Annotated in this window: 24 protein-coding genes; 15 read left to right on the top strand and 9 right to left on the bottom strand. The window is 34.7% G+C overall.

Features of this window, described 5'->3' with window-relative positions; translation table 11 throughout:
- Positions 1-3 precede the first annotated feature (3 nt).
- Positions 4-657 (top strand): WbqC family protein, encoded by a 654-nt coding sequence (locus PBT89_RS06015; protein ID WP_270063848.1) that lies wholly within the window; start codon positions 4-6, stop codon positions 655-657.
- Here the strand turns inward: PBT89_RS06015 and PBT89_RS06010 are convergent.
- The 7 genes from PBT89_RS06010 to PBT89_RS05980 all read right to left on the bottom strand — a co-directional run bounded on the left by PBT89_RS06010 (position 647) and on the right by PBT89_RS05980 (position 6,952).
- Positions 647-1,696, bottom strand: coding sequence for an endonuclease/exonuclease/phosphatase family protein (locus PBT89_RS06010; protein ID WP_270063847.1), 1,050 nt, complete (start codon positions 1,694-1,696; stop codon positions 647-649). The two genes, PBT89_RS06015 and PBT89_RS06010, sit on opposite strands and share 11 nt — an antisense overlap.
- Complete coding sequence (locus PBT89_RS06005; RefSeq protein WP_270063846.1) at positions 1,697-2,608, bottom strand: rhomboid family intramembrane serine protease; 912 nt, start codon at positions 2,606-2,608, stop codon at positions 1,697-1,699. It lies immediately after the preceding gene.
- The gene (locus PBT89_RS06000; RefSeq protein ID WP_270063845.1) at positions 2,609-3,358 is read right to left on the bottom strand and encodes a rhomboid family intramembrane serine protease; all 750 of its coding nucleotides are present in this window, start codon (positions 3,356-3,358) and stop codon (positions 2,609-2,611) included.
- Complete coding sequence (mutL, locus tag PBT89_RS05995) at positions 3,359-5,218, bottom strand: DNA mismatch repair endonuclease MutL (protein WP_270063844.1); 1,860 nt, start codon at positions 5,216-5,218, stop codon at positions 3,359-3,361.
- Positions 5,219-5,512, bottom strand: a complete 294-nt coding sequence (locus tag PBT89_RS05990; protein ID WP_270063843.1) for a hypothetical protein — start codon at positions 5,510-5,512, stop codon at positions 5,219-5,221.
- Between the two features lie 142 nt (positions 5,513-5,654).
- Positions 5,655-6,152 carry a 6,7-dimethyl-8-ribityllumazine synthase gene (gene ribH / locus PBT89_RS05985; protein ID WP_270058626.1) on the bottom strand — a complete coding sequence of 166 codons (498 nt, stop codon included), beginning with the start codon at positions 6,150-6,152 and terminating at the stop codon, positions 5,655-5,657.
- A gap of 8 nt (positions 6,153-6,160) precedes the next feature.
- Positions 6,161-6,952, bottom strand: coding sequence for a tetratricopeptide repeat protein (locus PBT89_RS05980; RefSeq protein WP_270058627.1), 792 nt, complete (start codon positions 6,950-6,952; stop codon positions 6,161-6,163).
- A 147-nt stretch (positions 6,953-7,099) separates the two neighbouring features.
- On the opposite strand from PBT89_RS05980, the gene recF reads away from it, so the two are divergent.
- Genes recF through PBT89_RS05965 form a run of 3 tightly spaced genes read left to right on the top strand, consistent with a single transcriptional unit; the run spans position 7,100 to position 8,893 of the window.
- Complete coding sequence (gene recF / locus PBT89_RS05975; protein ID WP_270063842.1) at positions 7,100-8,179, top strand: DNA replication/repair protein RecF; 1,080 nt, start codon at positions 7,100-7,102, stop codon at positions 8,177-8,179.
- Entirely contained in the window at positions 8,176-8,613 is a 438-nt protein-coding gene (locus PBT89_RS05970) for a lipocalin family protein (protein WP_270063841.1), read from the top strand. Before recF ends, PBT89_RS05970 begins: the two co-directional genes overlap by 4 nt.
- Positions 8,600-8,893 carry a DUF721 domain-containing protein gene (locus tag PBT89_RS05965; RefSeq protein ID WP_270063840.1) on the top strand — a complete coding sequence of 98 codons (294 nt, stop codon included), beginning with the start codon at positions 8,600-8,602 and terminating at the stop codon, positions 8,891-8,893. The genes PBT89_RS05970 and PBT89_RS05965 overlap by 14 nt, the downstream gene beginning before the upstream one ends.
- A 74-nt stretch (positions 8,894-8,967) precedes the next feature.
- Here the strand turns inward: PBT89_RS05965 and PBT89_RS05960 are convergent, their stop codons facing one another.
- Entirely contained in the window at positions 8,968-9,387 is a 420-nt protein-coding gene (locus PBT89_RS05960) for a nucleoside-diphosphate kinase (protein WP_270058631.1), read from the bottom strand.
- A 485-nt stretch (positions 9,388-9,872) separates the two neighbouring features.
- Between PBT89_RS05960 and PBT89_RS05955 the strand changes: the two genes are divergently transcribed.
- From PBT89_RS05955 to PBT89_RS05940, 4 genes are all read left to right on the top strand, one after another.
- Complete coding sequence (locus tag PBT89_RS05955; RefSeq protein ID WP_270063839.1) at positions 9,873-10,889, top strand: DHH family phosphoesterase; 1,017 nt, start codon at positions 9,873-9,875, stop codon at positions 10,887-10,889.
- Positions 10,886-11,440: a gliding motility-associated peptidyl-prolyl isomerase GldI gene (gene gldI / locus PBT89_RS05950; protein ID WP_270063838.1), complete on the top strand. Its 555-nt coding sequence runs from the start codon at positions 10,886-10,888 to the stop codon at positions 11,438-11,440. Before PBT89_RS05955 ends, gldI begins: the two co-directional genes overlap by 4 nt.
- A 41-nt stretch (positions 11,441-11,481) precedes the next feature.
- Positions 11,482-12,600 carry a peptidylprolyl isomerase gene (locus PBT89_RS05945; RefSeq protein ID WP_270063837.1) on the top strand — a complete coding sequence of 373 codons (1,119 nt, stop codon included), beginning with the start codon at positions 11,482-11,484 and terminating at the stop codon, positions 12,598-12,600.
- 97 nt (positions 12,601-12,697) lie between these two features.
- Entirely contained in the window at positions 12,698-13,303 is a 606-nt protein-coding gene (locus PBT89_RS05940; RefSeq protein ID WP_270063836.1) for a hypothetical protein, read from the top strand.
- Between the two features lie 5 nt (positions 13,304-13,308).
- Here PBT89_RS05940 and PBT89_RS05935 read toward each other — a convergent pair whose 3' ends face one another.
- Positions 13,309-14,769, bottom strand: a complete 1,461-nt coding sequence (locus PBT89_RS05935; RefSeq protein ID WP_270063835.1) for an aminoacyl-histidine dipeptidase — start codon at positions 14,767-14,769, stop codon at positions 13,309-13,311.
- Between the two features lie 265 nt (positions 14,770-15,034).
- On the opposite strand from PBT89_RS05935, the gene PBT89_RS05930 reads away from it, so the two are divergent.
- The 7 genes from PBT89_RS05930 to PBT89_RS05900 all read left to right on the top strand — a co-directional run bounded on the left by PBT89_RS05930 (position 15,035) and on the right by PBT89_RS05900 (position 25,515).
- Entirely contained in the window at positions 15,035-16,108 is a 1,074-nt protein-coding gene (locus PBT89_RS05930) for a DUF3810 domain-containing protein (RefSeq protein WP_270063834.1), read from the top strand.
- An 82-nt stretch (positions 16,109-16,190) separates the two neighbouring features.
- Positions 16,191-19,169, top strand: coding sequence for an amidohydrolase family protein (locus PBT89_RS05925; protein WP_270063833.1), 2,979 nt, complete (start codon positions 16,191-16,193; stop codon positions 19,167-19,169).
- A gap of 12 nt (positions 19,170-19,181) precedes the next feature.
- Positions 19,182-20,495 carry an amidohydrolase family protein gene (locus PBT89_RS05920; RefSeq protein ID WP_270063832.1) on the top strand — a complete coding sequence of 438 codons (1,314 nt, stop codon included), beginning with the start codon at positions 19,182-19,184 and terminating at the stop codon, positions 20,493-20,495.
- 72 nt (positions 20,496-20,567) lie between these two features.
- Positions 20,568-21,374, top strand: a complete 807-nt coding sequence (locus tag PBT89_RS05915) for a TrmH family RNA methyltransferase (protein WP_270063831.1) — start codon at positions 20,568-20,570, stop codon at positions 21,372-21,374.
- 42 nt (positions 21,375-21,416) lie between these two features.
- Positions 21,417-22,649, top strand: coding sequence for a M48 family metallopeptidase (locus tag PBT89_RS05910; RefSeq protein ID WP_270063830.1), 1,233 nt, complete (start codon positions 21,417-21,419; stop codon positions 22,647-22,649).
- A gap of 169 nt (positions 22,650-22,818) precedes the next feature.
- Positions 22,819-25,029, top strand: coding sequence for a RelA/SpoT family protein (locus tag PBT89_RS05905; RefSeq protein ID WP_270063829.1), 2,211 nt, complete (start codon positions 22,819-22,821; stop codon positions 25,027-25,029).
- Positions 25,030-25,059: 30 nt separating this feature from the next.
- Positions 25,060-25,515, top strand: coding sequence for a Fur family transcriptional regulator (locus tag PBT89_RS05900; RefSeq protein WP_270058642.1), 456 nt, complete (start codon positions 25,060-25,062; stop codon positions 25,513-25,515).
- Positions 25,516-25,521: the final 6 nt, after the last annotated feature.

The following is a 25,521-nucleotide window of genomic DNA, read 5'->3' as shown; positions in this document are numbered from 1 at the left end:
AAAATGAGTACTGTTCTAATACATCCGGCCTATTTTGGGCCGGTTTCCCAATATGCCGTAATTTCTCAATACGAGAATATTATCTTTGAAAATGAAGATAATTATCAAAAGCAAACGTATCGTAATCGAATGTACATTTACGATGCCAATGGAAAATTGTTACTAAATATTCCAATAAAACATAGAACGCCTATCGAGAAGAATCAATCAAACGACCATCAGACTTATAAAAAGGTTTTAATTGATAATTCTTTCGAGTGGCAAAAGCAACACTGGCGTGCACTTAAAGCGTCATACCAAACCTCTCCTTTCTTCGAATTTTACGAAGATGAACTACTTCCATTATATGAAAATAGATATGATTATTTAATGGAGTTTAATTATCACTGTCAAAATTTTGCTTTTGATGCTTTAGGGATTGAACCTGAAATTATCAAAACTGAAGAATATTTTAGTAATCCGAAGGAAATGGATAACGGCAGACATCTCATCACAGCTAAGAAAAACTTTAATTTTGAATCGGAACGCTACGCCCAGGTATTTGAACCAAAACATGGTTTTATAAATAACCTCAGTATTCTAGATTTAATTTTCAATCTTGGTCCGCAGAGCTTGGAATTTCTTGAAAATCAGAATTTGCCCGACTTTAATTTTTGAAAGAAAATGTTGTTAATATTGGATAATGATCTGAATATGGCACTTTGATTCTTTCATAAGAGTTAATTTCAAAAACAGTATCCAAAAGATGAAAATCGATTCTTAATGGGAAGTAGTTTAAATTATAAGTACTACTAAACCCACCTCCTTTTTTCACATAAGAATCTTGAAAACGACCATTTCTCACATGAGCATATGTATGTGAAAAAGCAGTGTTATTGAAATCTCCACTAATGATTATAGGATAACGAACATCTTTAAAAGATCGTTCAACTCTTTCTGCCTGTCTTTGTTGACGAACAAATCCACCTGAAATGTTTTTGACTACTTTTTTAGATTCCTGTTTATGCTTCAAATTATTAACATCCTGAATATCTTCTGTTACTTTTAAACTCTGAAAATGAATATTATAAAGTCTTACAGTATCCTTATCAATTACGACATCAGAAAATATAGCATTATTATTTTCTCCTGTAAAATCGTCAACATTAAAATCTATAGATTCTTTAGAAAGTAAAGGAAATTTAGAAAATATAGCCTGACCAAATGAAGAATTATCAGTTCGATATTTTATAAATTGATAAGGATATTTTGCTTCTAAATATTCATTTTTGTAATACTCTTCGATAGTTAATATGTCAGGATTTTTTTCTTCAATTACGGCATTAATTTTTTCGGGAATATTTTCTTCATCTGTCCATTTAGACTTGTTAAACATGCGAACATTATAATTCATTATAGAGTAATCCCCCGTGGGGTTATTCTCTTTATAAGGCCATTGATAAAACTTAGAAGCAAAGCCAAAACCTACTATCATAATTATTAGTGATAGCAGCATTTGCCTTTTCATCCTTATTAACCAATATAAGAAGAAAACTAAATTAGCCATTATTAGAATAGGAACACCCAGCGTTAAAACCGAAATTAAAGGATAACTTTTAGGTGGAATATAGGGTAAAAAATAGGCTATAATGAGCCCAATAGCTAATAAAGAATTTAGAAAAAAAATAAACTTATCAAACCATGATAATTTCTTCATTTAATCATCTTTGCCGGCCTGAAAGAGAAAGTCTTTTTCGGCTTTTGTTAAACTTTCGTATCCGCTTTTACTTATCTTATCCAAAATAGCATCAATTTCCTGCTGCTTTTCAGACTTTGACATATTAGTTTTATTTCTAGAAGAATTTGAAGTTGCTGATTTTTTTTTGCTCACATTCTTATGAACAGTCTTCATCCGAGCTTTCTTCTCTTTCTTTTTAAACAAACTTGCTACTGCATCCATAATGTTCTCCCACCACGCACCAATATCATTTCCTTTATGCAACTGCGTGGTATAAAGATAACCTAATGCAGCTCCACCCAAATGAGCTAAATGTCCGCCAGCATTTCCCATAGGAATTTGTATCACATCCAGAGCGACAAGAAAAGCCGCTAACCACCAGAATTTAATATTTCCTAAAATCATCAATCTAATATACATATTGGGAGCTTGCGTAGCCACGCCAATAAGAACAGCCATTACTCCCGCAGAAGCGCCAACCAAATAAGATTTACCTCCTGCAAAAGCGGGAAACAAATTATAACTCAGCATAAAAACTAACGCTCCAATAAGCACTCCTAAAAAATAATAATTGAGCAATCTTTTAGGACTAAAAAAGTTTAAAAAATACATTCCTGAAAAATACAGGATCAACATATTGGATAACAAATGCCAAATACCACCATGCAGAAAAGAATAAGTTATAATAGTCCAAGGCTTTAGAATAAACTCAGCCGGATCTGATGGCAAAACAAACCAATTATAAAAAGATTGGAAGCCAGGAATATTAAATAATGTGAAGATGGTATTTAATAATCCAAATAATAAAAATGCAATCACATTTGCAGCAATAAGCTTTTCTGTGACCGAAGCTGTATTTATTTTATACCTTATCTTATCAGATGTTTTCATTTAATCCCATCGGTTTTGGTTGAACTGATTTTTCTTCCAGTACCACATTGTGATAAATCCAATGATTGCACCTCCTATATGAGCCCAATAAGCCGTATTAGAAGGACCAAACAAAGTTTGACCAGTAACTGCCGAGTAAACATTTAAAAGAAAATATCCACCAATTAAAAATTTTGCTTTTATGGGAACTGGGATGAACATAATGTATAAAGGCAAATTGGGAAAAATAACTGCAAAAGCTGCCATAACACCAAAAATTGCTCCCGATGCACCAACCATAGGAACCATAAAAGAACTCGCCAAATCGTTTACCAACGCATTGCCCCCGTTATACATCATTCCATAGGCTTTCCCATCAAATTGATTAAGTAAATCGTTAATCTGAGCTACGGTAGCACCATTTTCAATTAGCGCATTGTAGGCCGAATTAAAGTCGAGATAGGCAAATAAAATCTGAAGTCCTGCAGCTCCTAATCCTGCTGAAAAATAAAGGAATAAAAATCGATTTTGACCGATGCTTTGCTCCAAGAAACTCCCAAAGATATAAAGACCAAACATATTGAAAAATATGTGAGATATCCCGCCATGCATAAACATATGCGTTATAATTTGCCAAAAATGAAAATTTTGATTTTCAGGAAACCATAGGGCAAATAACCCGTAAGCTTTTTCACCAATAAGCTGGCTGCCTATAAAAAACAAAATATTAGCAACTAAGATTACTTTTACAGATTCTGAAATTCTTCCCATTTAGGTAAACTTTTTATCCAATTCATCAACAGTTAACGTAACAAACACAGATCTGTTAAAAGGACTAACATCTGGTTCTTTACACGCAAACAATCGATTTACAATATGCTGTTGTTCCGTACTATTCAATAACGTACCCGATTTAACCGCCATACCTTTTGCTAAGGATTTTGCCAGCAAATCGGTTTGTGAAAATCCATTATCGGGCACTTCATTTTCAAAGTCAGACAATAACTGTTCTAATAACATCCCCACTTCGCTTTCACTTATTAAGGTGGGTATGCCTGTAATCTCTACGATTTCGCTGTCAATATTAGAAAAAATAAAACCAGTTTGTTCTAAAGATTCCTTAATTTCTTTAAGCATTTCAATTTCATGCGTATTAAATTGCAATTCTAAAGGAAACAGTAGCTGTTGACTTACAGCAGCAGCGATCGTAATATTTTTTAAAAGTTCTTCGTAAAGTATTCTAGTATGAGCGCGGTTTTGATCGATAACTAAAATTCCGCTTTTTAAAGTAGAAACTATATATTTCTTCTGAAGTTGAAAAGTACCTGCTTCCGGTTCTGAATGATTTTCGTCGAACAGTTTTCCAGTGACTTCTTCGCTTTCAAATTCAACCTGATTAAAATGATTTTGATCAGTTTCTGTACCTGTATCTAATCCTGAATATAAGCTTTCCCAGGATTGTCTAGACTCTCTTTTGAAACTAGTATTTTTTCCTGATCGTATTGAAGCCGTATTAAATTCATTCTCGAAAGGATTGAAATTGCGATCTACTTCAATCTTAGGAACTTCAGCTTGTTTGTTTTTATAATCATAGGGGGTGTCTAAGTTTGCATCGCGATCAAAATCCAACACCGGAGCTACGCTAAACTGTCCCAAACTATGTTTTATAGCACTTCTTAGCATCGCATAAAGCGCATGCTCATCATCAAACTTAATTTCAGTCTTTGTTGGATGTATATTTATATCAATACTTTTAGGATTTACATCCAAATAGAGAAAATAGCTGGGATAGGTTTTTTCTTTCAGTAAACCTTCAAATGCCGCAGAAACTGCATGGTTAAGATATGGGCTCTTTATAAATCGATTATTAACAAAGAAGAACTGTTCACCCCTACTCCGCTTAGCAAATTCCGGTTTACCTACAAAACCTGAAATTTTTACAATTTCAGTATCCTCCTCTACCGGGACCAATTTTTCATTGGTCTTAGCGCCAAATATATTTGTTATTCGCTGCCTGTGATTAGTTGATGGCAACTGAAAAAGTTCCGCTCCATTATGAAAAAGAGAAAATGAAATAGAAGGATGTGCCATTGCAACACGTTGAAATTCGTCAATAATATGGCGTAATTCTACTGCATCAGATTTTAAAAAATTTCTTCGTGCAGGAATATTATAAAAAAGATTCTTTACACATAGCGAAGTCCCCTTAGGTGTCACATAAGGTTCTTGAGAAGTTACTTTACTTCCTTCAATTTTAATGCAAGTTCCAACTTCTTCGTCTTCAGGTTTGGTTTTAAGTTCTACGTGTGCAATTGCTGCAATCGAGGCTAAAGCTTCACCCCTAAATCCTTTAGTATTTAAACTAAAAAGATCTTCAGCAGATTTAATTTTGGAAGTTGCATGTCTCTCAAAACACATACGAGCATCGGTAAGGCTCATTCCACCACCATCATCCACTACCTGAATTAGGGTTTTACCTGCGTCTTTTATTACAACCTGAATATTTTGCGCATGAGCATCTATAGCGTTCTCCAGCAATTCTTTAATAACAGAAGCTGGGCGCTGTACTACCTCTCCCGCTGCTATTTGATTGGCAACGTGATCTGGTAAAAGTTGTATTATATCACTCATTTAACGAGGATTCGAGAAGATAGACAAATCAAAATCTATAATCCATAAAAAAATAAATATGAGAATTAAAGCAACGTAAATTACACGTCGGTTAATTTCACGATTCCCTCGATGTCGGCTAGATTCTCGGTCTCTAGACCATTGTGCGCCAAAATCGATATCATTTGTGATCTCTCTATATTTATTAAATTTCGAATCAAAATCGTAAATATTCCCCACTTTTTTACCTTGATAGTAACGAGGTGTGTAGTTGTAGCGGGTATTTTTTTTCGTTTTTAAAAAATTGACTCTCAAAATTATTGCTTTAAACTGTGGTACATCAAATTTAATCAAAAGCTTTCTAAAATAGAAGAGCTCTTTTGTGAAATATAGAAAAGCAATAATAATGCCGCTTTAAAGCGGCATTTAGATTATAATTTTGCGCTACCTAAGATTATTAAAATCTGGCTTCTTTTCTTAATTGTGCCATTTTTATGGCCGCTATGGCAGCTTCGGTTCCTTTGTTACCATGCTTTCCACCAGAACGATCTAGCGCTTGTTGCATATTATTATCTGTAAGTACACAGAAAATTACCGGCGTATCACTATTCACATTTAACTGGGTAATACCGTTTGAAACGCCTTGGCACACAAAATCGAAATGCTTTGTTTCTCCCTGGATCACGCTACCAATTGCAATAATACCATCCAGCATATCATAAGTTTCCTGCATTTTCTTACAGCCATAAGTTAATTCGAAACTTCCTGGTACATTCCAGCGAACTATTTTCTTTTCTAGTACACCATGTTCTTTTAATGTTTCAAAAGCTCCCTGAAATAAACCTTCAGTTACTTTCTCATTCCATTCTGAAACAACAATCCCAAACCGAAATTCTTTCGCGTTTGGGATTGTAGATTTATCGTATTCCGATAGATTATTTCCTTCGGTTGCCATATATGTATTTACTTCGTTGCCTGAGCCTGACCTTTAAAGACCGGAGCTTGCTCTGCCTCTGTAGACTCTGGATATTCATTTTCCAATTTATTCAGATATTCTAAAGCATCTTCAGCATTTCCTAATTCTAATGCCGTAACAGCTGCTTTCAATAAAAATTTAGGTGTCGTAAAGCTATTAGATCTCATATTAGCAGCTTTCACGTAATAATCCAAAGCTTCTTCTGGCTGATCTAATTGCATAAATGCATCACCAATACCACCAGTTGCAAGTGGAGCAAGAACTTCGTCGTCACTACTAAAATCTTCTAGATGCTCTATAGCTTCCTGATATTTACCTGTATAAAGATAGGCGAAACCAGCATTATAAGAAGCGATATTAGCACTTGGCGTACCACCGTAGTTATCGATAATATCAAGAAAACCGTATTTACCTTCACCACCGTTTAAAGCAAGGTTATAAAGCGAATCACTTTCAGAAGCTCCTGCACTCATAGCTGCCTGCATATAATTTTGTGCCTGCGCCATCTCGTTAGCGGCTTCAGCTTTCTTAGGCTCTTGTATCCATTGCTCGTAACCAAGGTAACCAAGAACAGCTACGATAACAACCCCTAAAACTATATAAATATACTTTTGGTTTTCAGCTACCCATGTTTCTGTACGGCTAGCGCCTTCATCTAAAGTGTTAAAAACTTCTTCGGTAGTAGATTCTCCATCTACATACTCGTTTTCATTTCCTTCTTCTACGTCCTGGATTTTCTCCTTTGGTGATTTATATCCTCTTTTCTTATAAGTTGCCATAAGATATTTTTAATGCGTGGCAAAAATATAATATTTTGTGAAAATTAAAAGGGAATTTATTTGTATTTTTTCAATATTTTCAGCTCTTTCGCTTTGGATACGCAACCCAAAACCCAAAAGCTCAAAAACACTGAACTCCAACACTTTATGCATTTAAAACACCTATCTCTTTTAAATTACAAGAATCTGGAATCTACTTCTTTTGATTTTGACCCTAAAATTAACTGCATGGTGGGACATAACGGTGTGGGCAAAACGAATGTTTTAGATAGTATTTATCATCTTGCTTTTGGGAAAAGTTATTTTAATCCAATTACAAGTCAGAATATTAATCACGATGCCGATTTTTTTGTAGTCGATGGAACTTTTGAAAAAAACAATCAAGACGAACAAATATTGGTGAGCGCAAAACGCGGACAAAAAAAAGTTATAAAAAGAAACCAAAAGCCTTACGAAAAAGTAAGTGAGCATATTGGTTTTATACCGGCAGTGATTATTTCTCCGGCAGATCGCGACCTTATAATAGAAGGTAGTGAAACGCGCAGAAAGTTTATGGATGGTGTGATCTCGCAAAGTGACAATATCTATCTTAACAACTTGATAAATTACAGCAAAGTTGTATCGCAGCGAAATTCACTCTTAAAATATTTTGCAGCTAACCATACTTTTGATCGGGAAACCTTAGAAGTTTATAATCTGCAGCTTAATGATCTGGGCACAAAATTGCATAAAAAACGTTTAGAATTTTTAGATGAATTTGTGCCCATCTTCAATAAAAGATATGCAGACATTACCAATAATCAAGAACCGGTAAGCATTCAGTATAAAAGTCAGCTTTCCGAGAAATCACTTTCTCAACTTCTGGAAGATCAACTTCAAAAAGATATGGTATTGCAATATACCAGCGTAGGAACGCATAAAGATGATCTAAGCTTTGAAATTGCAGGTCATCCTATTAAAAAATTTGGTTCGCAAGGACAGCAAAAATCGTTTTTAGTCGCTCTAAAGTTGGCACAATTCGATTTTATAAAAAAAATAAGCGGGGTTAATCCAATCTTATTACTAGATGATATCTTTGACAAATTAGACGAACAACGTGTAGCTCATATTGTGGCTTTGGTGGCAACCAATCAATTAGGACAAATTTTTATAAGCGATACCCACGCCGATAGAACCGAGAAAGTCGTAAAAGAAAGTAATCAAACCTATAAAATCTTCAAATTGTGAAAAATAGAGGACTCATCTTTTTTGTATTCAGTTTATTTCTTTTAAGTTGTAGTAGGCAAGATCCTAAGGAACAAATACAATATCTAGAAGGCTATTGGGAAATTGACAAAGTGAAAGTTAGTGAAGATTCTACGATCACCTATAAGGTAAATCAAAATGTAGATTACTTAGAAATTGAAGGTAGAACAGGACAACGCACAAAGGTTCGACCTCAAATGGATGGTTCGTTTAAGACCAGTAATTCCGCAGAAAAATTAGAGTTAAAAATTGAAGAAGATAGTCTTAGAATTTATTATAAAACACCTTACGATAGCTGGAAAGAAACAGTGCTAAATGCTTCTAACGATCAATTGGTAATAAAAAACGACCAGGATAAAATCTATCACTATAAAAAATACACCCCAATAAGTATCGAAACCAATGAAAAGAAATAACGAAAATCTAAGTATAGGCGACGTTCTAAAAGATTTTGTAGAAAAAAACAATCTGGAAAAAGGATTGGACAAAGTTCATGTTCGCGATGCATGGAATAAACAAATGGGACCGGCAATCCAGAAATATACCACGGCGATCAAACTCCAAGGCACTACATTATTTGTACAGCTAAGCTCTTCGGTATTGCGAGAAGAATTAAGCTACGGAAAAGAAAAAATCGTAAAAATGCTTAATGAAGAGCTGGGGAAAAAATTAATCGAAAAGTTGGTGCTTCGGTAATAGTACTTTCAAAAAGAAACATAAAAAAAGCTATCCAAATTGGATAGCTTTTTTTATGTATAGTCAAAAAGTTCTTAGAACATTTCTCTTCCTGCAAAATGAAAAGACCCCTCGATAGCAGCGTTCTCGTCGCTATCACTACCGTGAACTGCATTTTCTCCTACAGAAGAAGCATATTTTTTTCTAATAGTTCCTTCAGCAGCATCCTCAGGATTTGTAGCACCAATTAAAGTTCTAAAATCTTCTACTGCATTTTCTTTTTCTAGGATTGCAGCAACTATTGGTCCTCTTGTCATAAATTCTACCAATTCTCCAAAGAACGGACGTTCTTTATGAACCGCGTAAAAAGTCTCTGCATCTGCTTTCGTCATTTGCGTTAACTTCATGGCTACGATTCTAAAACCTGAAGCATTGATCTGATCTAAAATTGCACCAATATGCCCTTTTTCTACAGCATCAGGCTTAAGCATGGTGAAAGTTCTGTTTCCTGCCATTTTCTTTTATTTAAATTTTCAGCAAAAGTAACCAATTCTCCTGCAAATACAAGGTTATTAAAACTTTATATCAACTTTCTAAAATTAGAGTTGAAATTTTGTTGAAAATGAAATTTCAGCATTCAACCATCAACAAACAAATAACTGATTTTCAGTAAAAAATCAATTAATTATAATGTAAGAGTTAGTAATCGACGAAGCAACCATCAATCAATAAATTGAAAATCACAAAAATTCCTCTTTCAAAAATTTTGAAATCGATAAAAAATTGAACTGTTCAAATTATATGAATTGATACTGAAAACAAACGGGTGATTTTCCTTCGATACAATTAATCAATTGAAAATCGCAAAATTTTAAGCATTTTTGTTCTTTCACTTGCAAAAAGCTTCATACTTAAATTGTATAGCAAAAAAGAGTATTGCAATTGGAACAGGAAGAATGAAAATTCTTAAAGAGGATTAAATTGTATATTTACAATTCTTATGATAGAACAAAATATTTTAGAGATTACGGCGGAGTTGTCCAGAGCTAATAATATAGTTATTGTTCCGCACAAAGGACCCGATGGTGATGCTATGGGAAGCACCCTGGCTTTAATGCATTTCTTAAAAGAAAAGGGGCATAATGCTAAAGTTATCGCTCCTAACGAGTATCCAAATTTTTTAAAATGGTTACCGGGCAATGATGAGGTTATAATCTACGAAGAAAATACAGCTGATGCCAACAGCATTATCGAGGACGCTGAAATTATTTTCACGTTGGATTTTAATGACCTTTCCCGTTGTGGTGATATGCAACAAGCATTAGAGGCCAGTAAGGCAACTTTTATAATGATCGATCACCACCAGGAACCAGCAGAATATGCCGATTATACCTATAGTGATCCTAAAATGAGTTCTACCTGCGAGATGGTCTATCATTTTATAGATAAATTGCGCGCTAAAAATAAGATTACTCCACAGATTGCCAGTTGTTTGTACACCGGTATTATGACAGATACAGGATCTTTTAGATTTAGCAGTACCAGTGCAATCACTCATCGCGTAATAGCCGATCTTATTGATAAGGGCGCAAAAAACAGTGATATTCATCAAGATGTATTTGATACAAATTCTGAAAGCCGCCTGCAATTATTAGGTGTCGCACTTAATAATTTAAAAGTTAACCGACAGTACAGAACGGCCTATATCACCATGAGCCAAGAAGAGTTAGATGCCAATAATTTTAGAAAAGGTGATACAGAAGGCTTTGTAAATTACGGTTTATCTTTAGATGGAATTATTTTTGCAGCTATTTTTATAGAAAATAAGCAGGAAGGAATTATTAAAATATCATTCAGATCTAAAGGTGATTTTTCGGTAAATACATTTGCCAGAACTCATTTTAATGGTGGTGGACATAACAACGCGGCCGGCGGCAGAAGCGACGAAAATATGAATGACACCATCGTTAAATTTAATAGTTTGCTTCCAGATTATAAAGAACAACTTCAGGCATGAAAAAATTATTCTTTATTTTTTTAATTATTTCCGCAGTGATTTCCTGTAAATCTCCAGAAGCACGTTATCCTGTGAGTCAGAATTCAGGGAGCTATATAAACGAATCTGTTGCGTACAACAAAAAATTGTTGGCAGAAGAAGAATCTAAAATTAAAAAAATAATCGCTCAAGATAGCACCAAAAACTATATCGCAAGCACCAGCGGATTCTGGTATTTTTATAATGAAAAGGTAATGGATTCCGTTTCCTCTATTCGACCTGAATTTGGGGACGTAGTGAATTTTGATTATTACATAAGTACGCTGGATAACCAGATGATTTATGAAAAAGGAGAAAAACCTACCAAGGAGTACGCAGTAGATCAGGAAAAATTATTTAGTGGCTTAAGAGATGGTATCAAATTAATGAAAGCAGGCGAAACGGTCACCTTTTTATTCCCGTCTTACAAAGCTTTTGGATACTATGGCGATAAAAATAAAATAGGCACCAATATACCTATTAAAACTACTGTAACATTACATTCTATTATAGATCAAGACTCTATAAATTAAAAATCTTAATTACATTTACCTCTAAAATTAAAATTATTAAAATGAAGAAATTTAGCCTTTTATTTTTAAGCGCTATTGTACTGGTTTTTACAGCCTGTAAGGAAGATTACCCAGATTTAGAAGATGGTATGTATGCCAAATTCGACACCTCAATGGGGCCAATTGTAGCCGAATTATATTATGACCAAACTCCAATTACAGTTGCTAGTTTTGTTTCTCTAGCCGAAGGAAATAGCACGATGGTAGATAGTACCTACAAAGATAAAAACTTTTACGACGGACTTATTTTCCATAGAATTATTGATGGTTTTATGATTCAGGGAGGCGATCCTACCGGCACAGGACGTGGCGGCCCGGGTTATCGTTTTCCAGACGAAACTATCGATAGCTTAAGCCACGATTCTAAAGGAATACTTTCTATGGCCAACGCTGGCCCAGGAACTAATGGCAGCCAGTTTTTTATTACGCTTGTACCTACTCCAAATTTAGATGGAAGACATACTGTTTTCGGGAAGGTAGTTAAAGGGCAAGATGTAGTAGATGCAATAGGAAAAGTAGAGACAGATCCAAGAGACCGCCCGGTAAAAGATGTCACTATTAATACTGTTGAAATTATAAGAAAAGGAAAAGCTGCCAGAAAGTTTGATGCACCTGAAGTTTTTAAAGAAGAGCTTGAAAAAATAAAAAAAGCTGAAGAAGAAGAAGCAAGAAAACTTGAAGAAACTAAAAAGGAAAATAAAGCGATGTTCGATAAATATCGCGATGAAGCTAAAACACTAGAAAGTGGCTTAGGAATTTATATTTTGAAAGAAGGGAACGGTCCAAAACCTAAAATAGGACAACAAGTAGGTGTAGATTATGAAGGTTACTTTTTGGATGGTGGTATTTTTGACACTAGCAAAGAAGATATAGCAAAAAAGTTTGATATTTTCAACGAAATGCGAAGTATGCAGGGTGGTTACGCGCCTTTAAGCCTTAAGTATGGCCCAGATTCCCCAATGATTGCAGGATTTAAAGAAGGCATTATGGAAATGAAAGTTGGCGATAAAGCAATATTGTACATTCCTAGTCATCTTGCTTACGGTGAGCGCGGTAAACGACCAATTGAACCTAACACCGATCTAATTTTTGTTGTAGAACTAGTTGAGATTAAAGACTAATAATTCAACTGATAAAACAAAAAATCCTGCCAATTGGCAGGATTTTTTTGTTTTAAAATATTATTTAATAATTTTAAGCTTATCGAAATACTTACCAATGAAAAAGCTACTGATACCGAGTGCTGTATTTTTACTAATATCTTGCAATCTACTTAATGTTCACAATGTAAGTAATGAGTTTCGTTGGAAAAATAGAGCCTTCGATTCACCACAGGAAGTAAGCTTAGATTTTGATCCAGAAATCATTGAATCCTATAATGATGAGTCTTATTTTTTAGCAGAATTATTTCAATCCGATAAAGAAAAGATTAAGATAAACTTGAAAAACGAATTAAAGCGAAAACTGAAGGATCGAAATTTCAAATTAAAACCTCTAAATTCTGAACACCACATATCTATAGATTCGTTAATTTTTAAAGAGTTTGTAAAAAATGAAAATGTATATACCTATAAGGACAATAAGTTTCTTGGTATATATGAAAGTTATGAAGTGAAATTTGAAATTATCGGAAGTGTCAAAACCAAAGACACCATGGCTCAAATCAAATCTAAATATTCTTTTAAAGCACAGCCTAGAGAAGGAATGATTATAAAAAAATATGTTGCTTATGATAATAAAAATACTAATCTAAATAAAGTTTGGGAAAACCTCCTGAACAAATTTGGATATCGTTGCTATGAATTTGTTCAGGAAGAGATCTAAACTATTTATTTCTTCGGAATATTCTTTAAAACTTCTAAGGTAAAATCCCAGAATTTTTGAGTCGAAGAAATACTTGCTCTTTCATCTGGTGAGTGCGCTCCTCTAATGGTTGGTCCAAAAGAGATCATATCCATCTCCGGATAATGATTACCAATAATTCCGCACTCTAATCCTGCATGGCAAGCAGCAATATCGGCTTTCTCACCGTTCTGCTTTTGATATATTTCATCTAAAACTTTAAGAATGGCAGAATCAGAGTTTGGTGCCCAACCTGGATATTCACCAGATTGCTTCACCTTGAATTTTGCTAATTCAAAACTGGCCTGAAGACTATGAGCCAGATCGCTTTTCACAGATTCTACAGAAGATCTTGTAAGACATTTTACTTTCGCTTTCCCATTAGCTACAACAACATTGGCGATATTGTTAGAGGCTTCAACTAAACCTTCAATATCAGGACTCATTCTATAAACACCATTATGTGCGGAAGCTACAGCTTTAATAATTTCCATTTGACCTTCCACCTTCATTACATCACCGCTAACCTCAGCTTCAGAAATACTAATATCCATATTAGGTTCAAGACTGGCATATTCTTTTTTAATTTCTCCAATCCATACTAACATTTGTTGTACAAACACGTTAGTATCTTCTTTATCGACCACTACAAGAGCTTCACTTTCCCGAGGAATTGCATTTCTTAAACCACCACCTTGTAATTTAGAAATTCTTAGTCCAAAATCACGATAAGCAGTATATAACAACCTTGCCATTAATTTATTGGCATTGGCCAAACCTTTTATGATATCCATACCAGAATGACCACCTTGCAATCCTTTAACAACTATTTTATATCCTACAGAGTTTTCTGGATTGTTTTCTTGTTCATATTCACGCAAGGCAGTAATATCTACCCCTCCGGCACATCCTATACCAATTTCATTATCCTCTTCAGTATCCAGGTTCAGTAAAATATCTCCTTTCAGCAACTCTGGTGATAAACCTTTAGCACCTGTCATTCCGGTTTCTTCGTCTATAGTAAAAAGTGCTTCAATAGCTGGATGGGCTATATCTTCACTTTCCAAAATAGCCATGATCGTAGCTACACCCAAACCATTATCAGCTCCTAGGGTTGTACCATCGGCCTTTACCCAATCACCATCAACATGCATTTTGATTCCCTGCGTATCAAAATCAAAATTTGTATCATTATTTTTTTGATGCACCATATCTAAATGAGACTGTAACACCACCATCTTGCGATCTTCAAAACCTTGAGTAGCAGCTTTACGAATCACTACATTTCCGGTTTCATCGACCAGCGTTTCTAAGCCTAAATTTTCGCCGAAATCTTTAATAAATTCTATTACCTTTTCTTCTTTTTTTGAAGCTCTTGGAACTGCATTTAAATCTGCAAAATTACTCCATAGCGCTTTGGGTTGTAAATCCCTTATCTCATCATTCATTGTTCTATTTTTTGATGTATTTTCAAAATTAACGCTATTTAATTGAGAATTAAAGAGAAGAACTATAATTCTATCTTAATTTGAAGGGAAAAATAAATAAGCTATTCTCAAAAGCCATTTTTAGCTATTTTATGCTGAAAAATAGTTATTTCAAAATTCTATAATCTTGACTAAGAATCATAATTCCGCATAGCATATACCGGCAATAGATAATATCCTATTTATGAGATTAAAATTTTACAATTAAAATCCTATTTTTGGGAGTGTGAAAAATAAGCCTCAAATACTACTCGCCATCTTATTGCCTTTTCAGATTATAATAATCAATCTTTTAAAAGGTCACGAACTTTTTGTAGAAAGTTGGTATAGTCGCGTAATTTATCCATTTCTATCCAAAATTATTAGATGGTCGTTGGGAATACTTCCTTTTTCTTTTGGAGACCTGGTATATGCTATTTTAGTCATATTTCTTATCAGATGGTTGATAAAACGAATACAAACGCGCTTCCAAAAACCTAAAAGATGGATTACAGAGGCATTAGCCACACTTTCTATTATTTATTTTTGTTTCCATTTGTTTTGGGGATTCAATTATTATCGACTTCCGCTGCACGCATCTTTAGATATCGATAATGAATATTCTACGGAAGAATTAGTTCTTCTTACTGAAAAATTGATTGAAGAATCGAATAAAATTCATCTTGAAATTACCGAAGATGACTCCGCGAAAGTTGATATTCCTTATTCTAAAGCTGAAATTTTTGATATAACCGTTGAAGGCTATGATCATATTGAAAATGATTTTCCTGAACTTTCCTACACCGGAAGAAGCTTAAAGCGCTCTATATTCAGCCTACCTTTAACTTATATGGGTTTTAATGGGTACTTAAACCCATTTACCGGTGAATCTCAGGTAAATACAACCATTGTTCCCTTTAAAATACCAACCACCGCCAGCCACGAAATTGGTCACCAACTAGGATTCGCTAAAGAAAACGAAGCCAATTTTATTGCCTGTTTGGTCACCATAAATCATCCAGATACATACTTTAGATATTGTGGTTTTACCTTTGCATTGCGCTATTGTCTTGCTGAACTTTTTAGAAGAGATCAAGAACGCTGTGAAGAAATGATAAAATTATTGAATCCAGGAATTTTAAAAAATTACCAGGAAGTAGAAAATTTTTGGCTGGAACATGAAAATCCTTTAGAACCATTATTCCAAGCATTTTACAATCGTTTTCTAATTGTGAATAATCAACAAGACGGCTTAAGAAGCTATAGTTATGTAGTGGCTTTACTTGTAAATTATTATGACAATGTAGAAAATGCTTTCTAATAAGTTAAGGGTTTGTTTATTTTTTCTTAATTTTCTGCTTTTTAAAAAATCAACCTAAATTTTAACCAAACCCCTAACATTTATGAAATACAAATTTCTACTATGTTTCCTGTTTTTGGGCTTTACAAGTCTATTTGCCCAAGAATATTTCCCCACAAATTCGGGAGTCAAAACTACCAATACCAACTACACTGTTTTTAAAAATGCAAATATTCATGTAGACCCCACCTCTACTATCAAAAACGGAATGTTTGCTATCCAAAACGGAAAAATCACCGCTGTAGGCAAATCGATCAATACTCCTAAAAATAGTGTGGTTATCGATTTAAAAGGAAAAGATGTTTATGCATCTTTTATAGATCTTTATAGTGAATTTGGAATTGAAAAACCTAAAGGAGAATCTGGTCGTCGATCAGGACAATACGAACCAACAAGAGAAGGTTATTATTGGAACGACCATATTAGACCTGAACAAAATGCTGCTAAAAGTTTTAGCTACGATGCCAAAGAAGCTACAAAATATCATAACGGCGGTTTTGGTGTTGTGAACACACATATCCCAGACGGAATAATTCGAGGTAATGGTATTCTTGTTGCTTTAAATCCAAAAGGAACTGAAGGTGACCGTATTCTCGAGGATCGCTCTGCACAGTATTTTTCTTTTGAAAAAAGTGTAAAATCCAATCAATCTTACCCATCTTCAGTTATGGGCGTAATGGCATTAATCAGACAAGCTTATTATGATGCTGAATGGTACGCCAATGGACAAGCTAATAATAAAGATCTAGCTCTCGAAGCTTTAAACAGAAATAAAAATCTGACGCAAATATTCGCTACAGACAATCTTTTAAACGAATTAAGAGCCGATAAGGTTGGTGATGAATTCGGAGTTCAGTTTGTCATTCTTGGTAGCGGTTATGAGTACGAGAAATTAGAGGAAATAAAGCAAACAGGTGCAACTTATTTGGTTCCTTTAACTTTTCCGGCAGCATACGATGTAGAAGATCTAAACATGGCAGAATATGTAAGCCTTGCAGATATGAAACGCTGGAACCAAGCACCGGCCAACTTAAAAATGCTAGCCGATGCTAAAGTACCATTTACCATCACAACCAAAGGTTTAGATCCAGCAAAAGAATTTAAAGAAAATCTCCTTAAAGCTATAGAATATGGACTTCCCAAGGAAGATGCATTAGCTGCGCTTACTACTACTCCTGCTAAAGTTATTGGACAATCTGGCAAATTAGGTGAGATTAAAGAAGGCGCATTAGCTAACTTTATTATTACTTCTGGTGACTTTTTTGAAAAAGATTCCAAAATCTTCGAAAATTGGATTCAGGGAGAAAAGACAGTCATCAACACAATGAATACTACAGATATTACCGGAAAGTATGAATTGGATTTAGACGGAAAAGAATATATCCTTAGCATAAGCGGTTCTTCAGATAAGCCAAATGCCACAATAGAGACTAATAATTTGAAGCTGGGCAGTAAACTTAGTTTTGAAGATAACTGGATGAATGTATTAATATCTTCACCAGATACTACAAAAACTGAATTTATTAGATTAACTGCAAAAGTAGATTCTAATTCAGAAAATATTAAAGGAAAGGCAGTTCTGGCTAACGGAGACACAACTTCGTTTACAGCTACAAAGCAAGCAGCTAAAGAAGAAGAAAGCGAGAAAAAGAAAAAAGAAAAAGATACTGAAAACCCAGAAGTTTTACCCGTAAGTTTTCCAAATCAAGCATATGGTTTTGCGCAGATGCCAGAAGCAGAAAAAATCCTTTTCAAAAATGCGACTGTTTGGACCAATGAAGAACAGGGAATTATGGAAAATGCCGATGTTCTTGTAAAAAAAGGCAAAATTGCTGAAGTAGGAAAAGATTTAAAAGCCGGTGGCGCTACGGTTATCGATGCTACAGGAAAACATCTAACTTCAGGCATTGTAGACGAGCACTCCCATATCGCAGCTTCTTCAATTAACGAAGGAGGACATAATTCTTCTGCCGAAGTAAGTATGGAAGATGTGATCGATCCTTCAGATATTGCAATTTATCGTGATTTGGCCGGTGGTGTAACAACGGTACAACTTCTCCATGGCTCTGCAAACCCTATTGGTGGTCGTTCAGCCATTTTACGACTGAAATGGGGCGCTTCTGCAGAAGAAATGATTTTCGATAACTCGCCAAAGTTTATAAAATTTGCCTTAGGAGAAAATGTAAAACAATCGAATTGGGGAAGCGGAAACAGATTTCCAGTAACCAGAATGGGAGTTGAACAAGTTTACAAAGATTACTTTGGTCGCGCTAAAGATTACATGGATAACAAAGCTAAAAATCCAGATTCTTACCGAAAAGATTTGGAAATGGAAACCCTTGCTGAAATTCTAAGAGATGAGCGTTTTATTTCTTGCCACTCTTATGTGCAAAGCGAAATAAATATGCTAATAAGCGTAGCCGACAGTATGGATTTTAGAATAAACACCTTTACACATATTCTTGAGGGTTACAAGCTTGCCGATAAAATGGCCGAGCGTAATATTGGGGGATCAACGTTCTCAGATTGGTGGGCTTACAAATATGAAGTTGAAGACGCTATTCCTTATAATGCTGCTATTATGCATAGCCAGGGCGTAACTGTCGCTATAAATAGTGATGATGCTGAAATGAGCCGTCGTTTAAATCAGGAAGCTGCAAAGACCATGAAGTATGGCGGAGTTTCTGAAGAAGAAGCCTGGAAATTTGTAACACTTAATCCTGCAAAACTGCTTCATTTAGATGACCAGATTGGAAGTATTAAAGAAGGAAAAGATGCCGATTTGGTGCTTTGGAATAATCACCCGCTTTCTGTTTACGCTAAACCTGAAAAAACAATGATTCAAGGTGTGGTGTATTTTGATATTGAGCGTGATAAGGAAATGCGTAAAGAAATTCAGAAACAAAAAAGTGAATTAATTACGCAAATGCTTCAGGCGAAAAACAATGGCATGAAAACACAGCCAGTTGTTAAGAAAGATAAAGTTGAAGCGCATTGTGACACTATGGGAACAATCCAATAAAAAATTCAGAAAATGAAATTATTTAATATAACATTTATACTAGCATTTATTTCTGTCTTAGGATTAAATGCGCAACAAATGCCCGCCAAAAAGCAATCTGAAGCAGTTAGCATAGTAGGCGCTACAGCTCATATTGGAAATGGAAAAGTGATTGAAAAAAGTTTGATCATTTTTGAAGATGGAAAAATAACTAAAATTGGCGATGCATCTACGGCAGCTTCCCAAGCAAAAGGCATGATTATTAATGCTGAAGGAAAACATGTATACCCAGGTTTCATAGCACCAAATGCAAGTTTGGGTTTAGTTGAAATTGATGCAGTTAAAGCTACAGACGATGAAGACGAAATTGGAGAAATGTTGCCGCATATTCGAAGTTTGATTGCTTACAACGCAGAAAGTCAGGTAACCGAAACCATGCGTCCTAATGGAGTTCTTATGGGACAAATTGCGCCTAGAGGAGGATTTATTTCGGGAACATCATCAATTGTACAATTTGATGCCTGGAATTGGGAAGATGCTGCAATAAAGACAGATGATGGTTTGCATATTAACTGGCCTAACACTGTTCGTCGTGGTCGCTGGTGGATGGGTGAAGATCCCGGAGTGAAACCTAGCAAAGAATATCAAGACGATATTAACAAATTAAAAAGTTTTTTTGCTGAAGCTAAAGCGTACCTAGCCGGTGACCAGAAAGAAAACAATCTTCCTTATTTAGCTATGGAAACTGTTTTTACCGGCGATAAAAATATGTATGTACATGTAAATGGTGAAAAGGAAATGTTGGATGTTATCGCTTTTAAAAAAGATGAAGGACTTGATAATCTTGTAATCGTTGGTGCCTATGATGCACTAAATATTGCAGAAGAGCTAAAAGAAAATAACATCCCGGTATTAACCGGAAGACCACACAGTCTGCCAAATCAAGATGGTGACGATTATGATTTACCTTATAAACTGGCAGCCGAACTAACTAAAAAAGGTGTGCTTGTAGGCATAGAAGGTAGCGGTGATATGGAACGTATGAATTCTAGAAACCTACCTTTCTACGCTGGTACAGCCGTAGCTTTTGGTTTAGATAAAGAAGAAGCGCTAAAGCTAATTACCAGCAATACTGCAAAAATATTAGGAATAGACGGTTTTGCAGGAACTTTAGAAGAAGGTAAAGACGCGACACTTTTTATAAGTGAAGGTGATGCTTTAGATATGAGAACAAATAAGCTTACCGATGCTTTTATTCAGGGTAGAAAAATTAGCCTGGAAACACGCCAAACAAAGCTTTGGAAACGATATATGCAAAAATACGAAAGACAGGAAGCTAGTAAATAAACTTTCTAATTTCGAGAATTAAACTAAAAAGCTGCCTTCAAAAAGGGCAGCTTTTTTTAGTATTTTCGCATTATGAATACAGAAATTTCGAGCACTCAAAATAAAAGAATTAAAAACCTTATACAGCTTCAGGAAAAATCCAGAAATCGTAGAAAGGAAGGGAAATTTGTGGTTGAAGGTTTACGGGAAACCGGACTCGCCATTCAGGGAGATTTTAACCTTTTGGAAGTCTATTTTTGTCCCGATTTCTTTTCTGAAAATGAATTTAAATCTATACCGAATTTCGAGAATTCTAATGCCAAGATTATAGAAATTTCTACTGAAGTTTATGAAAAATTAGCTTACCGCTCTAGTACAGAAGGTTTAATTGCAGTATTTGCTTCAAAAGAAAACAGTCTAAAAACACTTAATTTCAGCAAAAATAATCCGCTTATTTTAGTTGCTGAAGCTCCAGAAAAACCTGGAAATATAGGTGCTATTCTAAGGACTGCCGATGCTGCGAATATCGATGCAGTATTAATCGCTAATCCAAAAACCGATCTTTACAATCCTAATATCATAAGATCTAGCGTTGGTTGCGTGTTCACTAACACTATAGCTACGGGAACTACAGCTGAAATTATCGATTTTCTTCAGAAAAAAAATATCGCTATTTACGCGGCGGCATTGCAGGCTTCAGAAATTTATACTAAAATGGATTTCACCCAAGCTTCTGCCATTGTCGTTGGCACTGAAGCAACCGGACTAAACCAAGAATGGCGCGATGCGGCAAAGCAAAACATCATTATCCCAATGAGTGGCGCGATCGATAGCATGAATGTTTCAGTGGCTGCGGGAATTCTTATTTTCGAGGCTAAAAGACAACGATCATTTTTGTAGATTCGGCATTTAATTTGCTTTTCAATTTTTAAAATTCTCAATTTGAATCCTGAAACTTTATTTTACATTATTGTCGCTATAATTTTAGCCGATTTTATTTTTGATAAGATCCTGGATACCTTAAATGCAAAGCATTTTAACGATTCAATTCCGCCAGAATTAGCTGATGTTTACGACAAGGAAGAATACGAAAAATCGCAGCGTTATAAAAAAGAGCGCTATAAATTCGGAATATTGACTTCAGGATTTTCGTTAATCCTAACTTTAGGCTTTCTTTTTTGGGATGGCTTTGAATATGTAGATAATATTGCTCGTGCATTTTCTAATAATGAAATCCTAATTGCGCTTATTTTCTTCGGAATTATTATGATTGGGAGCGATATACTTATCACGCCGTTCTCCTACTACTCTACTTTTGTAATCGAAGAAAAATATGGCTTTAATAAAACTTCAAAATCGACATTTTTTGTAGATAAAATTAAAGGTTGGCTTTTAATGGCAATTCTAGGTGGCGGAATTTTAGCAGTTATTGTTTGGTTTTATCAATTTTCAGGTTCAGATTTTTGGTGGTACGCCTGGATTTTGATAGCTGTATTTTCCATATTTCTGAATATGTTTTATGCCAAACTTGTTGTGCCTTTATTCAATAAGCAAAGTCCGCTTGAAGATGGATCGTTAAGAACCAAAATTGAAAACTACGCTAAAAGTGTAGGTTTTAAATTAGATAATATTTTTATTATCGATGGCTCTAAGCGAAGCACTAAAGCTAACGCCTATTTTTCTGGTTTTGGAAGTGAGAAACGAATTACGCTTTTTGACACTTTAGTAAACGATTTAGAAGAAGAAGAAATTGTTGCGGTATTGGCGCATGAAGTTGGTCACTATAAAAAGAAACATATCATTTTTAATTTAATTGCTTCGGTTTTAACCACTGGTTTCACGCTTTGGCTACTAAGTTTGTTTGTTGATAATCCACTTTTATCACAAGCTTTAGGCGTAGAAACACCAAGTTTTCATATTGGATTAATCGCCTTCGGAATTTTATACAGTCCAATTTCAGAAATCACCGGACTTTTAATGAATCTGATTTCCAGAAAATTTGAATATCAAGCCGATAATTACGCAAAGCATACTTATAATTCAGAAAATCTTATTAGCAGTTTAAAGAAACTCAGTAAAAATAGTTTAAGCAATTTAACTCCGCATAGAACTTATGTGTTTTGGCATTATTCACATCCTAGTCTTTTACAACGCTACAAAAATTTGATGAATTAGTTTTGGTTGCCAAGAGAAAAGAGATTAGAGAATTTGAAAAATTTAATAAGCTTGAAATAATTGAGAAAAAGGCTGAGTTAAATGCTGAAAATCAATATTTGATATTTTAGTTAATTTTAATTGATTACTGTTTATTGCTAATTGATTATTGTTTACGTATTTTTATTTTATGACAGAGGCATTTATAGAAAAAGAGAATAAAGAAATTGCTCAGCAGTATAAAGAATTGCTGAGAATAAGCTACCAAACGCTTACCGACGAGGACAAAAAACTTATACGGGCAGCGTTTGATACGGCTGTAGATGCACATAAAGATCAGCGTAGAAAATCTGGTGAAGCTTATATTTTTCACCCTATAAGTGTAGCTAAAATTGTAGCTTCAGAAATTGGGTTGGATGCCACCTCTATTGCCGCTGCCCTATTGCACGATGTTGTAGAAGATACCTCGTACACATTAGACGATCTGGAAAGAATGTTTGGCGAAACGGTAGCTAAAATTGTAGACGGCTTAACTAAAATTTCCAGTCTTAAGAAGGATAAAGACGTATCGCTACAGGCAGAGAATTTTAGGAAAATGCTGCTTACCCTTAATGATGATATTCGTGTAATTATCATCAAAATTGCAGACCGCTTGCACAATATGCAGACGATGGATGCAATGCGCAGGGATAAGCAAATTAAAATTGCTTCTGAAACCTTATATATTTATGCACCACTTGCACATAGAATCGGACTTTATAATGTAAAAACAGAACTTGAAGATCTAGGTTTAAAATACACAGAACCTGAAGTTTATCAAGACATTTTCACAAAAATAAAGGAAAGTAAGGAAGAGCAGGACGCATATATTAATGAATTTACCAGAGTAATACAAGATTCCTTAGATAAGGAAAATATGGATTATGATATTAAGGGAAGACCAAAATCTATCTTTTCCATCCGTCGTAAAATGAGCAAACAAAACATCAGTTTTGATGAAGTTTACGACAAATTTGCGATCCGAATTATTTATAGAAGTGATAAAGAAAATGAGAAGTTTTTAGCTTGGAAAATATATTCGGTAGTTACAGATCATTTTCGCCCCAACCCTACCCGCTTAAGAGATTGGATTTCGTCACCAAAATCTACCGGTTACGAAGCTTTGCATATTACAGTAATGGGTCCAAAAGGACGCTGGGTAGAGGTGCAGATTCGTAGTGAACGTATGCATGAAATTGCTGAAAAAGGCTATGCTGCACATTATAAATATAAGAATGCAGACGAAAAAGAAGAACAGGGAATTGAAGAGTGGTTAAACCGCCTTCAGGAAGTATTGGAAAATCAAACCGTTAATGCGGTAGATTTTGTAGAGCAATTCAAATTAAATCTTTATTCTAAAGAAATTTTTGTCTTTACACCACAGGGAGATTTAAAATCTTTACCTAAAGGCTCAACCCCTTTAGACTTTGCTTTTAGCATCCATACCGAGGTTGGTACTCATACTCGAGGAGCAAGAGTTAATAATAAACTTGTACCATTAAGCCACGTTTTAAAAAGTGGTGATCAGGTAGAAATAATTACTTCAGAAAACGCAAAACCTAATGTAAACTGGTTAGACTACGCCACTACGGCCAGAGCCAGAGCGAAAATAAAATCTTCCTTAAAGGATGAAAAAAAGGTTATTGCCGAAGATGGAAAAGCGATTTTAACGAGAAAATTAAAAGCTCAAAAAATACCGTTTAATGAAAATACAGTAAACGAACTTGTTGCTCATTTTCATCTTAAAACAAGCTTGGATTTATTTTATCGTGTAGGTATTGGAAAAATCGACAACCAGTCACTTAAAGAATTTGCCTCTTCCCGAAGCAATGCTTTAGTAAGTTACATAAAAAGGAAAATAAGTAAGAAACCTGAAGTTAATCAAGACCTTAATAAAGATGAAATTACCGCTAATTACGATCAGCTTGTATTTGGAAAAGAAGAAGATGAATTAGAATATAAACTGGCGAATTGTTGTAATCCTATACCGGGTGATGATGTTTTTGGTTTTGTAACGGTAAATGAAGGGATTAAGGTGCACAAAATGGATTGCCCAAATGCTATTCAGCTACAAAGCAATTATGCTTATCGCATAATTCAGGCTAAATGGGTAGATTCCTCACAACAAGATTTTAAAGCGGTAATTAAACTTAACGGTATAGATAATATTGGTTTAGTAAGCGATGTGACCAGGGAAATCTCCAGTAACATGCATGTTAATATGAAGAATATTAATTTTGAAAGTGATGATGGGATTTTTAACGGTCGTATCACAGTAGTTGTTAAGAACAATGCTACATTAATCAAAATTATAGACCGACTGAAAAAAATTAACGGGATAGATAAGGTTACCCGTGAATAATCGCATACCTTTGTGCGGCAGCAAAAAATTATGAGTAAAAAAGTTGTAAATAAAAACGATCAGGCAGTAGTTAAAAACGTATTCACCAAGTATTTGGAGGAAAAAGGGCATAGAAAAACCCCAGAACGTTTTGCCATTCTGCAAGAAATCTACGATAGTGATGAGCATTTTGATATTGAATCTTTATATATCAAAATGAAAAATAAAAAATATCGTGTTAGTAGAGCTACACTATACAACACAATCGAACTTTTACTAGGATGTGGCTTGGTGCGTAAACATCAATTTGGGCAAAACCAGGCACAATACGAAAAATCTTATTTTGATAGACAACACGATCATATTATTCTTACCGATACCGGTGAGGTGATCGAATTTTGCGATCCTCGCATCCAATCTATTAAGCAAACAATAGAAGAAGTGTTTGATATAGAAATAAACAAACATTCTTTATATTTTTACGGCAATAAAAAAACAACCAATTAAGTATAA

It is taken from the genome of Zunongwangia sp. HRR-M8 (genome assembly GCF_027594405.1).
Classification (GTDB): Bacteria; Bacteroidota; Bacteroidia; order Flavobacteriales; family Flavobacteriaceae; genus Zunongwangia.
Note: the sequence above shows the minus strand (reverse complement) of the source record. Positions and strands in the feature narration are given on the sequence as shown.

Excerpts from the sequence above, each read along its gene's own strand:
- PBT89_RS06015 (WP_270063848.1), top strand. The coding sequence starts at position 4 with ATGAGTACTGTTCTAATACATCCGGCCTATTTTGGGCCGGTTTCCCAA.
- PBT89_RS06010 (WP_270063847.1), bottom strand. The coding sequence starts at position 1,696 with ATGAAGAAATTATCATGGTTTGATAAGTTTATTTTTTTTCTAAATTCT.
- PBT89_RS06005 (WP_270063846.1), bottom strand. The coding sequence starts at position 2,608 with ATGAAAACATCTGATAAGATAAGGTATAAAATAAATACAGCTTCGGTC.
- PBT89_RS06000 (WP_270063845.1), bottom strand. The coding sequence starts at position 3,358 with ATGGGAAGAATTTCAGAATCTGTAAAAGTAATCTTAGTTGCTAATATT.
- mutL (WP_270063844.1), bottom strand. The coding sequence starts at position 5,218 with ATGAGTGATATAATACAACTTTTACCAGATCACGTTGCCAATCAAATA.
- ribH (WP_270058626.1), bottom strand. The coding sequence starts at position 6,152 with ATGGCAACCGAAGGAAATAATCTATCGGAATACGATAAATCTACAATC.
- PBT89_RS05980 (WP_270058627.1), bottom strand. The coding sequence starts at position 6,952 with ATGGCAACTTATAAGAAAAGAGGATATAAATCACCAAAGGAGAAAATC.
- recF (WP_270063842.1), top strand. The coding sequence starts at position 7,100 with ATGCATTTAAAACACCTATCTCTTTTAAATTACAAGAATCTGGAATCT.
- PBT89_RS05965 (WP_270063840.1), top strand. The coding sequence starts at position 8,600 with ATGAAAAGAAATAACGAAAATCTAAGTATAGGCGACGTTCTAAAAGAT.
- PBT89_RS05960 (WP_270058631.1), bottom strand. The coding sequence starts at position 9,387 with ATGGCAGGAAACAGAACTTTCACCATGCTTAAGCCTGATGCTGTAGAA.
- PBT89_RS05955 (WP_270063839.1), top strand. The coding sequence starts at position 9,873 with ATGATAGAACAAAATATTTTAGAGATTACGGCGGAGTTGTCCAGAGCT.
- gldI (WP_270063838.1), top strand. The coding sequence starts at position 10,886 with ATGAAAAAATTATTCTTTATTTTTTTAATTATTTCCGCAGTGATTTCC.
- PBT89_RS05945 (WP_270063837.1), top strand. The coding sequence starts at position 11,482 with ATGAAGAAATTTAGCCTTTTATTTTTAAGCGCTATTGTACTGGTTTTT.
- PBT89_RS05940 (WP_270063836.1), top strand. The coding sequence starts at position 12,698 with ATGAAAAAGCTACTGATACCGAGTGCTGTATTTTTACTAATATCTTGC.
- PBT89_RS05935 (WP_270063835.1), bottom strand. The coding sequence starts at position 14,769 with ATGAATGATGAGATAAGGGATTTACAACCCAAAGCGCTATGGAGTAAT.
- PBT89_RS05925 (WP_270063833.1), top strand. The coding sequence starts at position 16,191 with ATGAAATACAAATTTCTACTATGTTTCCTGTTTTTGGGCTTTACAAGT.
- PBT89_RS05920 (WP_270063832.1), top strand. The coding sequence starts at position 19,182 with ATGAAATTATTTAATATAACATTTATACTAGCATTTATTTCTGTCTTA.
- PBT89_RS05915 (WP_270063831.1), top strand. The coding sequence starts at position 20,568 with ATGAATACAGAAATTTCGAGCACTCAAAATAAAAGAATTAAAAACCTT.
- PBT89_RS05905 (WP_270063829.1), top strand. The coding sequence starts at position 22,819 with ATGACAGAGGCATTTATAGAAAAAGAGAATAAAGAAATTGCTCAGCAG.
- PBT89_RS05900 (WP_270058642.1), top strand. The coding sequence starts at position 25,060 with ATGAGTAAAAAAGTTGTAAATAAAAACGATCAGGCAGTAGTTAAAAAC.